This window comes from Pseudomonas sp. GW460-12-10-14-TSB1 (assembly GCF_017349775.1).
GTDB classification, from domain to species: domain Bacteria; phylum Pseudomonadota; class Gammaproteobacteria; order Pseudomonadales; family Pseudomonadaceae; genus Aquipseudomonas; species Aquipseudomonas piscium.
In genome coordinates this window covers 35,021-46,644 of sequence record NZ_JACNAC010000021.1, presented here as the reverse complement: position 1 = coordinate 46,644, position 11,624 = coordinate 35,021, and the positions used below count along the sequence as shown (strand labels likewise).

General features: G+C 63.5%; 8 protein-coding genes. 4 read left to right on the top strand and 4 right to left on the bottom strand.

Annotation, left to right across the window (positions count from 1 at the left end):
• Window positions 1-57: 57 nt before the first annotated feature.
• Together xdhC and guaD are read left to right on the top strand one after the other, a co-directional pair.
• On the top strand, window positions 58-900 hold the full coding sequence (gene xdhC / locus J4D52_RS14735) for a xanthine dehydrogenase accessory protein XdhC (protein ID WP_025804267.1): 843 nt from the start codon (window positions 58-60) through the stop codon (window positions 898-900).
• 24 nt (window positions 901-924) lie between these two features.
• Entirely contained in the window at window positions 925-2,229 is a 1,305-nt protein-coding gene (gene guaD, locus J4D52_RS14730) for a guanine deaminase (RefSeq protein WP_102677641.1), read from the top strand.
• A gap of 93 nt (window positions 2,230-2,322) precedes the next feature.
• Here the strand turns inward: guaD and J4D52_RS14725 are convergent, their stop codons facing one another.
• Window positions 2,323-3,087 carry a GntR family transcriptional regulator gene (locus tag J4D52_RS14725; protein WP_007932193.1) on the bottom strand — a complete coding sequence of 255 codons (765 nt, stop codon included), beginning with the start codon at window positions 3,085-3,087 and terminating at the stop codon, window positions 2,323-2,325.
• Window positions 3,088-3,386: 299 nt separating this feature from the next.
• Between J4D52_RS14725 and J4D52_RS14720 the strand changes: the two genes are divergently transcribed.
• A complete protein-coding gene (locus J4D52_RS14720) occupies window positions 3,387-4,577 on the top strand; it encodes a benzoate/H(+) symporter BenE family transporter (RefSeq protein ID WP_102677642.1) in 1,191 nt (396 codons plus the stop codon).
• 133 nt (window positions 4,578-4,710) lie between these two features.
• On the opposite strand, the gene J4D52_RS14715 is transcribed toward J4D52_RS14720, so the two are convergent.
• Window positions 4,711-5,055 carry a YggL family protein gene (locus tag J4D52_RS14715; RefSeq protein WP_007932191.1) on the bottom strand — a complete coding sequence of 115 codons (345 nt, stop codon included), beginning with the start codon at window positions 5,053-5,055 and terminating at the stop codon, window positions 4,711-4,713.
• A 233-nt stretch (window positions 5,056-5,288) separates the two neighbouring features.
• On the opposite strand from J4D52_RS14715, the gene dacB reads away from it, so the two are divergent.
• Window positions 5,289-6,749 carry a D-alanyl-D-alanine carboxypeptidase/D-alanyl-D-alanine-endopeptidase gene (gene dacB / locus J4D52_RS14710; RefSeq protein ID WP_102677643.1) on the top strand — a complete coding sequence of 487 codons (1,461 nt, stop codon included), beginning with the start codon at window positions 5,289-5,291 and terminating at the stop codon, window positions 6,747-6,749.
• A gap of 51 nt (window positions 6,750-6,800) precedes the next feature.
• Here the strand turns inward: dacB and J4D52_RS14705 are convergent, their stop codons facing one another.
• Both J4D52_RS14705 and rlmKL read right to left on the bottom strand, forming a co-directional pair.
• Window positions 6,801-9,200, bottom strand: a complete 2,400-nt coding sequence (locus tag J4D52_RS14705; protein ID WP_102677644.1) for a diguanylate cyclase — start codon at window positions 9,198-9,200, stop codon at window positions 6,801-6,803.
• Window positions 9,201-9,327: 127 nt separating this feature from the next.
• Complete coding sequence (gene rlmKL / locus J4D52_RS14700; protein WP_102677645.1) at window positions 9,328-11,598, bottom strand: bifunctional 23S rRNA (guanine(2069)-N(7))-methyltransferase RlmK/23S rRNA (guanine(2445)-N(2))-methyltransferase RlmL; 2,271 nt, start codon at window positions 11,596-11,598, stop codon at window positions 9,328-9,330.
• Between the last annotated feature and the right edge of the window lie 26 nt (window positions 11,599-11,624).

Here is an 11,624-nt window from a genome sequence, read left to right as displayed (position 1 = left end):
GAGCGAGGCTTGCCCGCGATGACGGCCGAACAGACAACAGCGATGTTGAGGTGAAACATGTACAACTGGATCAGCGCCCTCGCCGACCTGCAAACCCGTGGTGAACCCTGCGTACTGGTGACCATCATCGAAGAGCTGGGTTCGACGCCACGCAATGCCGGCTCGAAGATGGTCATCAGCGCCACCCAGAGTTTTGACACCATCGGCGGCGGCCACCTGGAATACAAGGCCATGCAGATCGCCCGCGAGATGCTCGCCAGCGGCAAGCAGGACACCCATCTGGAGCGCTTCAGCCTGGGCGCCAGCCTCGGCCAGTGCTGCGGCGGTGTGACGGTGTTGCTGTTCGAGCCCATGGGCCAGGTCCAGGCGCAGATCGCCGTCTTCGGCGCCGGCCATGTCGGCCGCGCCCTGGTGCCGCTGCTGGCCAGCCTGCCGTGCAAGGTGCGCTGGATCGACTCGCGGGAACAGGAATTCCCCGAACAGATCCCCCAGGGCGTGCGCAAGATCGTCAGCGAAGAGCCCGTCGATGAAATCGACGACCTGCCCGCCGGCAGCTACTGCATCGTCATGACCCATAATCATCAGCTCGATCTGGAGCTCACCGCCGCGATCCTCAAGCGCAACGACTTCGCCTACTTCGGCCTGATCGGCTCGAAGACCAAGCGAGTGAAGTTCGAACACCGCCTGCGCGAGCGCGGCTTCGACAACAGCCTGCTGCAACGCATGCGTTGCCCGATGGGGCTGGGCGAAGTCAAAGGCAAGCTGCCTGTGGAAATCGCCATCTCCATCGCCGGCGAAATCATCGCCACCTATAACGCCAATTTCGGCCAGCACAGCGTCCGCGCCGAACCCATTGCCAAGCTGCTGCCGGCCTCGCGCCGCAGCCATGCCGCCCATTAAAAAGCCACGAACCGAGACTGCCTCATGCCTCTGACTCGCAAAGCCTACCGTGCCGCCATCCTGCACAGCATCGCCGACCCCGCCGAGGTCGGCATCGAAGCCTCCTACGAGTATTTCGAGGATGGCCTGCTGGTGGTCGACAACGGCCAGATCAGCGCCCTCGGCCACGCCAGCGAATTGCTCGCCAGCCTGCACGCCGATACCGAGATCACTCACTACCAGGATGCGCTGATCACCCCAGGCTTTATCGACACCCATATCCACCTGCCGCAGACCGGCATGGTCGGCGCCTACGGCGAGCAGTTGCTGGACTGGCTCAATACCTACACCTTCCCTTGCGAAAGCCAGTTCGCCGACCAGGCCCATGCCGAGGAAGTGGCGGAGATTTTCATCAAGGAGCTGCTGCGCAACGGCACCACCACCGCCCTGGTCTTCGGCAGCGTGCATCCGCAATCGGTTCACGCCTTTTTCGAAGCGGCCGAGAAACTCGACCTGCGGATGATCGCCGGCAAGGTGATGATGGACCGCAACGCTCCCGACTACCTGACCGACACCGCCGAATCCAGCTACCTGGAAAGCAAGGCGCTGATCGAGCGCTGGCACGGCAAGGGTCGCCTGCACTACGCGGTGACGCCGCGTTTCGCCCCGACCAGTACCCCGGAACAACTGACCCTCGCCGGGCAGTTGCTCGGTGAATACCCCGACCTGTACATGCAGACCCACATCAGCGAGAACCTGCAGGAAGTCGAATGGGTCAAGGAGCTGTTCCCGGAGCGCAAGGGCTACCTGGATGTGTACGACCACTATCAGTTGCTGGGCGAACGCTCGGTATTCGCCCACGGCGTGCACCTGTGCGACGACGAATGCGCGCGCCTGGCGCAGACCGGTTCGGCCGTGGCCTTCTGCCCGACCTCGAATCTGTTCCTCGGCAGCGGCCTGTTCAACCTGCCGATGGCCGAGAAGCACAAGCTGAATGTCGGCCTGGGCACCGACGTCGGCGGCGGCACCAGCTTCTCGCTGCTGCAGACCCTGAACGAAGCCTACAAGGTCATGCAGCTGCAGGGCGCGCGCCTGAGTCCGTTCAAGTCGCTGTACCTGGCCACCCTCGGCGGCGCCCGCGCACTGCGCCTGGAAGAGCGGATCGGCACCCTGCAACCGGGCACCGACGCCGACTTCCTGGTGCTCGACTACAACGCCACGCCGCTGCTGAGCTATCGCCTGAAACAGTCCAAGAGCATCGCCGAAACGCTGTTCGTCCTGATGACCCTGGGCGACGACCGCACCGTGGCGCAGACCTATGCCGCGGGCAATCTGGTGCACCAGCGCTAAGTTTTTCCAGGCATAAAAAATCCCCCGCGATCCTTGGATTCCGGGGGATTTTTTGTGCCTTTCAGGCCGTCATCGCGGGCCCGCTGCGATGTCTCAGAGTTTGGCGGGAGAACGGCCCGGCTTCTTGGTTTGCAGCAGGTGCGAGAACACCGCGTGCAGGTCGTCCGAGGCGCTTTCTTCGTCGAGGTTGAGCTTGCTGTCGATGTGATCCATGTGATGCATCATCAGGGTCACCGCCAGCTCCGCGTCGCGGGCCTCGATGGCGTCGATCAACTGGGTGTGCTCATCGTAGGAACAGTGCGAGCGGTTGCCGCTTTCGTACTGGGCGATGATCAGCGACGTCTGCGACACCAGGCTGCGCTGGAAGCTGATCAGCGGGGCATTCTTCGCCGCTTCGGCAAGCTTCAGGTGGAACTCGCCCGACAAGCGGATACCGGCGCCGCGATCGCCACGGGAGAAGCTGTCGCGCTCGTCATTGACCATCTGCCGCAGCTCGGCAAGCTGCTCGGCCGTGGCGTGCTGCACCGCCAGCTCGGTGATCGCCCGCTCCACCAGCCGCCGCGCCATGAACACCTGGCGGGCTTCCTCGACACTCGGGCTGGCCACTACCGCGCCACGGTTGGGCCGCAGCAGCACCACGCCTTCATGGGCCAGGCGCGACAGCGCACGACGAATGATGGTACGGCTGACCCCGAAAATTTCCCCCAGCGCCTCTTCGCTCAACTTGGTGCCGGGCGCCAGGCGCTGTTCGAGGATGGCCTCGAAGATATGCGCATAGACAATATCGTCCTGGGTCCCGCTGCGACCGGCCTTGCCTGCTCGCGGTTGTTTCTTGAGGGGTTGCAACTGTTCGTTCATGGGCACTCGAGTCGGGAGAACTGCGGCGAATTGACCGTGACTGTAATACGGCACAGTGGGTCGCTGACAAGTATCGCGTAAAAACAATGGCACATTGTACACAACCCATAGGGTTTATTCGCAATAACTGTATGGTCCACAGGCTGTCGCAACGACTGTACGGCCATTTGCCGCCCTGGCTGTATTGCAATGAATAGTTACTTTTACGTTTAGGCTTGGCCCCTGCTTTCGCCACCCAACGCCCCTGCGCCGGGCTTTCGGCTGGCAGATATCTTCATCAGAACAAGGAACAGTGCTCCATGTCCGACGCCTCCCTCGCGCCGTTACGTCCCCTGGCCGATACTTCGCCCTCGGCCATAGTCGCCGGCTTCATCGCCATGATGACCGGCTACACCAGCTCCCTGGTGCTGATGTTCCAGGCCGGACAAGCCGCGGGGCTGACCAGTGGACAGATTTCCTCCTGGATCTGGGCCATCTCCATCGGCATGGCAGTGTGCAGCATCGGCCTGTCCCTGCGTTACCGCACCCCGATTACCGTCGCCTGGTCGACCCCCGGCGCCGCGCTGCTGATCACCAGCCTGTCCGGGGTGAGCTACGGCGAAGCCATCGGCGCCTATATCACCTGCGCGGTGCTGGTGACCATCTGTGGCCTGACCGGCAGCTTCGAACGCCTGGTCAAACGCATCCCTGCCTCGCTCGCCGCGGCACTGCTGGCGGGCATCCTGTTCAAGATCGGCAGCGAGATCTTCGTCGCGGCGCAGCACCGCACCGGCCTGGTGCTGGGCATGTTCTTCAGCTATTTACTGGTCAAGCGCCTGTCGCCACGCTACGCGGTGCTCGCCGCGCTGCTGATCGGCACCGCGCTGGCCGGAGCGATGGGCCTGCTGGACTTCAGCGAGTTCCACCTGGAAGTCGCCACGCCAGTGTGGACCACCCCGCACTTCTCCCTGGCGGCGACCATCAGCATCGGCATCCCGCTGTTCGTGGTGGCCATGACCTCGCAGAACATGCCCGGGGTCGCGGTGCTGCGCGCCGACGGCTACAACGTGCCGGCCTCGCCGCTGGTCACCACCACCGGTATCGCCTCCCTGCTGCTGGCGCCGTTCGGCTCCCACGGCATCAACCTGGCGGCCATCAGCGCGGCGATCTGCACCGGCCCCCATGCCCACGAGGACCGCAACAAACGCTACACCGCGGCGGTCTGGTGCGGGATTTTCTACGGCATCGCCGGGATCTTCGGCGCCACCCTGGCGGCCTTGTTCGCGGCACTGCCCAAGGAGCTGGTGCTGTCGATCGCCGCCCTGGCGCTGTTCGGCTCAATCATCAACGGCCTGAGCATCGCCATGAGCCAGGTGAAGGAACGCGAGGCGGCACTGATCACCTTTATGGTGACCGCCTCGGGCCTGACCCTGTTTTCCGTCGGCTCGGCATTCTGGGGAATAGTGGCCGGCGTGCTGACCCTGATGATCCTGAACTGGAACAACGAATAAGCCTGTAGCCGCCCACGCGAAATCCCGGGAAACAGGCCCGAGGCATATAAAGGTTCTGTGGGGAATAAACAGATAAAGGCTGTACAGCGACAGCCGTGAGTCGGCGGCCCGGACGGGCCACCGACTCAGCACATCAGGCTACCGGATTGATCGAGTTTTCCGGGTACCAGACGTCCAGCAGCGGGCTGACTTCTACGCTGGTCAGCTCGGTGCGGGCCTTGAGCCAGGCTTCGACCTTGGCACGTTGCTCTTCGCTGACCGAACCGCGTTTGCTCAGGCAAACCAGGCCGAAGTCATCGCCACCAACATAGCCGAGGCCGTTGGCTTCCATCGCTTCTTTCAGGAACGCGTCGAGGAAAGCGTCAATAGCCTCTTCGGCCAGATCTTCTTTGAAATCCAGGTTCAGCTCAAAACCCAGCTCCTGAAATTCATCTACGCACAGTTTTTTGCGCAGACGGCGGGAACGGTTAGTGGCCATGGAACAATCCTCATAAGTAATATCGGGCGGCACTTTACCAGTTTAAGCAACCGATTGCCTGACTCTATGAGGGCCTCAGCCTGCCATTGGGAAAAAAATAGCGGATTAGCTCGCCGCGGCACGGCACAAGCCGCTATACCTTGGGGCATAATGCCGACACTTTCGTGACCACTGAGGGAATTTATCGTCATGCCCTCGTCTTTTCTCCCCTCGGCTGTAGGGTTTTACTTCACATGATCAAATCTTTGCGTCCACTTTTTCTTGCCGGTCTTCTTCTGCCCCTGGCCATTTCCGTTTCCGCCGCCCCCGTCAACACCACCCTTTCGCCCAAGGTTCAACAGGCCCTCAAGGCCAGCAAACTGCAAGACAACGCCCTGTCGCTGGTGATGATTCCGCTCAACGGCCCGGGCACGGCCACCGTTTACAACGCCGACGTGTCGGTCAACCCGGCCTCCACCATGAAACTGGTCACCACCTACGCCGCCCTGGAAATGCTCGGCCCGACCCACCAGTGGAAAACCGAGTTCTACACCGACGGCACCCTGAGCGGCGGCATCCTCAACGGCAACCTGTACCTCAAGGGCGGCGGCGACCCCAAGCTGAACATGGAAAAACTCTGGTTGCTGATGCGCGACCTGCGGGCCAACGGCGTGCAGCAAGTGACCGGCGACCTGGTGCTGGACCGCAACTTCTTCGTGCAACCGCAACTGCCGCAGTTCAACGACGACGGCAATGACGAGAACAAGCCGTTCCTGGTCAAGCCCGACTCGCTGCTAGTCAACCTCAAGGCCCTGCGCTTCGTGGCGCGCAATGACTCGGGCAAGGTGCTGATTTCCGTCGAGCCGCCGATTGCCAGCATTCGCATCGACAATCAGGTCAAGGCCATCGGCGGCAAACAGTGCACCGGCAACGTTCGCTACAACCCGGTGCCACAGCCGGACGGCGGCGTGACCGTAACCGTCAACGGCCAGTTGGGCGACGGCTGCAGCTCGCAGACCTACCTGTCGCTGCTAGACCACGCGACCTACACCGCCGGCGCCGTACGCGCCATCTGGAAGGAACTGGGCGGCAGCATCCAGGGCAAGGACCGCCTGGCCGCCGTTCCATCCAGCGCCAAGGTGCTGGCCCGGGCCTTCTCGCCGGACCTGGCGGAGATCATCCGCGACATCAACAAATACAGTAACAACACCATGGCCCAGCAGTTGTTCCTCAGCCTCGGCGCGCAATACCGCACCGAAGCCGATGGCGACGATGCCAAGGCAGCGCAACGGGTGGTGCGTCAGTGGCTGGCCAAGAAAGGCATCACCGCGCCGCATCTGGTGATGGAGAACGGTTCGGGCCTGTCCCGCGCCGAACGGGTCAGCGCCCGGGAAATGGCCTCCATGCTGCAAGCGGCCTGGAGAAGCCCGTACTCGGCGGAGTTCATCAGCTCGATGCCGATCGCCGGCATGGACGGCACCATGCGCAAGCGCCTGAAGCGCACCGCGATGTCCGGTGAAGCCCACGTGAAGACCGGGACCCTGAACACCGTGCGCGCCATCGCCGGCTACAGCCGCGACAGCAACGGCAACACCTGGGCCGTGGTGGCGATCCTCAACGATCCGAAGCCCTGGGGCGCGTCCTCGGTGCTCGATCAGGTGCTGCTGGATCTGTATCGCCAGCCGAAACTGGCAGACACCGCCTCGACCCTGTAAGCCGTCACTCGCAGATGGCGCGGCAACCCCGCGCCTCTGCCCTCTCCCGCCTCAAGCCATTTCGGCCTCGACCCGGTCGCGCCCTGCCTGCTTGGCCGCATAGACCCCGGAATCCGCCCGCAGCAACAGCCCGTCGGCCCCTTCGTGCTCCCGCCAGCTGGCGATGCCGAAACTGGCCGTGACAACGCCCACGCCATCGATCGGCGAGCTGCGCAGCCCGCGCCACAGCTCCTCGGCCAGGACATAGGCCTGCCGGCCATCGGTGTCCGGGCACAGCACCATGAACTCTTCGCCGCCCAGCCGGCAAAACACATCCGTGCGCCGCAGACGAAGACTGATGCGCTCACAGACACCGCGCAGCACCATGTCGCCAATGGCATGCCCATGCTGGTCGTTGATCCGCTTGAAGTGGTCGATATCCAGCATGATCACCGCCAGATTGCCCACCCCGCGCTCGACCCGCGCCATTTCGGTCTGCAGGCGCTCCTGGAAATAGCGGCGGTTGTGAATGCCGGTCAGCGAGTCGGTGACCGACAGGGCCCGCAACTCTTCCTCGACCCGCTTGAGGTCGGAGATGTCCGACAGATAGCCATGCCACAGCACCCCGCCCCCTGCCAGCCTTTCCGGGGTTGCCTCGCCGCGCACCCAGCGCAGGCCGCGTTGCGGTAGCTGCACCCGGTATTCCTCGCGCCAGGGGCTGAGTCTCTTCGCCGATGTCCAGATCGAGGTACGCACCCTGGCCACATCGCCGGGGTGAATACGCTCGAACACCGGCTCGGCATCCAACTGCAGCTGTTGCGGCTCGATCTCGTAAATGTCGCGGATGCCGTCACTGACGTAAGGGAAACTGGCATGACCTTGGACATCCACCTGGAACTGGTAGATACCGCCAGGCACATGGGCACTGAGTTTTTTCAGCAGGCGATCGCGGGCCGCCAGCGCCTCATGGACCCGCTTGCGTTCGGTGATATCGATGCAGACGGCCAGGTGCCCGACCCATAGCCCGTGATCGTCCAGTACCGGAGTGGCCAGCATGTTCACCACCAGATGGCTGCCATCCTGGCGCACCAGGGTCCACTCGCGGGTTTCATCGCCACTTTCTTCGGAACCGTCCACCAGCATCGCCTGGCACATCGGAATCTGCCGGCCGTAACGCTGGCTGAGCGCCTGCGCACGCACATTCAGCTCCGCGGGCAGATGCAGGCTTTCCAGGGTCAGATGGCCCACCACCTCGGCGCCCTTATAGCCGAGCATGCGTTCGGCCCCGGCATTGAAGGTGCTGATCACGCCGCGCAGGTCCGTGGCGATGATCGCCACCTGGGTCGCCGCATTGAGCACGCTGCGCAGTTGCCCATGGGTGCCGCGCAACTCCTGCTCCCTGACCCGCAGCTCCTCGGTGCGCTGTTCCACCAGCCGCAGCGCGCGCTGCCGCTGGCTGACCAGGACATACAGCAAGGCACTGAGCAGCAGGCTCAGCAGAGTGCCGAGGATCACCTGGCTGGACACCGAAGAATGGTTGGCCTGGAGAAACAACGCGCTGGGGCGGATGTTCACCCGGTAATCATGGTCAGCCAGGCTCAACACCCGGCTCACCGCCAGCGGGCTGTCCCCCGGGCCGTTGCTCGACTCATAGAGCTTGCCGTACGACTCGGCGGTCGACAGGTCGATGATCTGCACGAACAGGTTGTCCTGACTCTGCTCGGGCAGGCCATCGACCACCAGTTGGCGCATGCTGATCACCGCGATCACATAACCGTAAGGCTCGGGTGTCGACATGGCCACATCGGCGCGCAGGCTGACGGGGCTCGCGAGGATGATGCCGCGCGCGTAGGAAGGCTCGACCCCCACCAAGCGCACCGGCTGCGAAACCGCCACGCCGCCGCGCAACCGCGCCCGCTCGAGGGTGTCGCGACGCATCGGCTGGGCCAGCAGGTCGAACCCCAGGGGCGAGCCCAGCGGGCTTTGGGTCTGGCTGTAGAGCACCGGGATGTACTCATCGCGCTCGACAGCCCGCTGCAGCTTGCCCTCGGCATTCAGGTCGGCAATGAAATAATCCGGTGCCCCCTGTTCCTGCGCCAGGCGCTCGAACGATGCACGCTCGGTACCGCTGACGCGCGGCGCCCAGGCGTAGGCCTGGGTGCGATGCAAGAGAGGTTTGGTGTAGCCGTCGAAGTCCTGGCGCGAGACCTCGCCGGAATTGATGAAGAAGCGCTTGAGACCATCCAGGCGCTGCTCCTGATCTTCGAAGCGCTCTTCGATGCGGCTATAACGCTCGCTGGCCAGCAGCTGGAAGCGTTGGCGCAACTGCTGCTGATACAGATTGAGGGTCGACCAGGCCAACAGCCCGGTCAATACACAGCCAAACAGCAATACCAGTAACGCGACCAGCCAGGCCGACACGTCTTCGCTGATGAAGCCCAAGATTTTCGGGCGTACCGAGTGCAACGACATAAGCAGAACTCATAACGCCAGCGAACGTAAGCGTCACATGGGCTTGCATTGAGTTATAGCTATTAGCCACTAATTTGGCTAGAGCAAAGAGCCTTGAAAATCAAGGCTCTGTGGATCCAATCGACCTTCAGCGGGCGGTGATTTTCCAGGCCCGGTGGATCTTGCCGTTACGGGCAAAATCCGGGTCGATGGTCTTGGCGGTAATCTCCTCGACGGTGTAACGCGCCGCCAGGTTTTCCTCGAGCTGGAACTTGCGGAAGTTGTTGGAGAAATACAGCACGCCACCGCTGGCCAACCGGGCCATGGCCAGGTCGAGCAGTTGCACGTGATCGCGCTGCACGTCGAACACCCCTTCCATGCGCTTGGAGTTGGAGAAGGTCGGCGGGTCGATGAAAATCAGGTCGAACTCATCGCGGCTGGTCTCCAGCCAGGCCATGACATCGCCCTGCTCCAGACGGTTCTTGTCGGAGAAACCGTTGAGCGACAGGTTGCGCCGCGCCCAGTCCAGGTAGGTTTTCGACAGGTCGACGCTGGTGGTGCTGCGCGCGCCGCCTTTGGCCGCGTGCACACTGGCGGTGGCGGTGTAGCAGAACAGGTTGAGGAAACGCTTGCCGGCGGCTTCTTTCTGAATCCGCAGGCGCATCGGCCGATGGTCGAGGAACAGCCCGGTATCGAGATAGTCGGTGAGGTTGACCAGCAGCTTCACGCCGCCTTCGCTGACCTCGGTGAACTTGCCCTGGGCGCTCTGGCGTTCGTACTGCTTGGTGCCGCTCTGGCGCTCGCGACGCTTGATCACCACCCGGCTCTTGTCGACGTTCAACGCCTGCGGAATGGCCGCCAGGGCATCGAACAGACGGGCCTGGGCCTTTTCCGGGTCGATGGATTTCGGCGCGGCGTATTCCTGCACGTGCACCCAGTCGTGGTACAGGTCGATGGCCAGGGAGTATTCCGGCATGTCGGCATCGTAGACGCGATAGCACTCGACACCTTCGCGCTTGGCCCACTTGCCCAGCAACTTGAGGTTCTTCTGCAGCCGGTTGGCGAACATCTGCCCGCCTTCGCTCAGGCGCGCCTGCTCGACTACGGGAGCTGGGGCCGGCGCCGGTTTGATCGGGTTGCCGTTCTTGTTGTACTGGCGCTCCTGCGGAACCAGCGGCGCCTTGTCGGCCTCGGCCTGTTCACGCTCGATCTGCCGTTGTTCCGGGGTACGGCGCTCGCCGGTGACGAACTGATCCGGTTGCACCTTGATCAGCAGCAGCTTGCACGGCAAGGCGCCGTTCCAGAACGAATACTGCTTGTGGCTGCGGATACCCATGCGCTTGCCCAGGTCCGGCGCGCCGGTGAACACCGCCGCCTCCCAGCCCAGGCAGGCCTGACGCAGGCGCTCGCCGAGGTTCTGGTAGAGATACAGCAGGCTGGCTTCGTCACCCAGGCGCTCGCCGTAGGGTGGGTTGCTGATCACCAGGCCTTTCTGGTTCTGGTCCGGGCGCGGCTCGAAGGTCGCCACTTCGCCCTGGTAGATCTTGATCCACTCACTGAGGCCGGCGCGTTCAACGTTGTTGCGCCCTGGCTGGATCAGCCGCGGGTCGGCTTCATAACCGCGAATCCACAGCGGCGGCTTGGCCAGGCCGGCCTGGGCCCGTGCCAGGGCTTCTTCGTGCAGCTTGCGCCACAGGGCCGGGACGTGACCGAGCCAGGCGGTGAAGCCCCATTGCTCGCGCTTGAGGTTGGGGGCGATGTCGGCGGCGATCATCGCCGCCTCGACCAGGAAGGTCCCCACGCCGCACATCGGGTCGGCCAGGGCGCCGCCATTGGCCGCGATGCGTGGCCAGCCGGAACGGATCAGGATCGCCGCCGCGAGGTTTTCCTTCAGCGGCGCCGCGCCCTGCTGCAGGCGATAGCCGCGCTGGTGCAGGCTGTGGCCGGACAGGTCGAGGGAGAGGATGGCTTCGCCGCGGTCCAGGCGCAGGTGAATGCGCAGGTCCGGGTTGAGCTTGTCGATGGACGGGCGCTCGCCGGTCGGCGTGCGCAGCCGGTCGACGATGGCATCCTTGACCTTCAAGGCGCCGAAGTGGGTGTTGTCGATGCCCGAGCCATGGCCGCTGAACTCCACCGCCAGGGTGCCGTCCGCCAGCATGTGGTCCTGCCAGTCGACGTCATGCACGCCGTGATAGAGGTCTTCGGCGTCCTTCATCGGGAAGCGTTTGAGCACCAGCAGTACCCGGTTGGCCAGACGCGACCAGAGGCACAGACGGTAGGCGGTCTCCATGTCGGCCATGCCGCGCACGGCCGAGGTATGTTCGCGCGCGTCTTCAAGGCCAAGCCCGGCGGCTTCCTCGATGAGCAGGCCTTCAAGGCCTTTGGGACAGGTGAGGAAGAGTTCGTAGCGATCCGACATGGGAGTTCAGGGCCTTTAGCAATAAG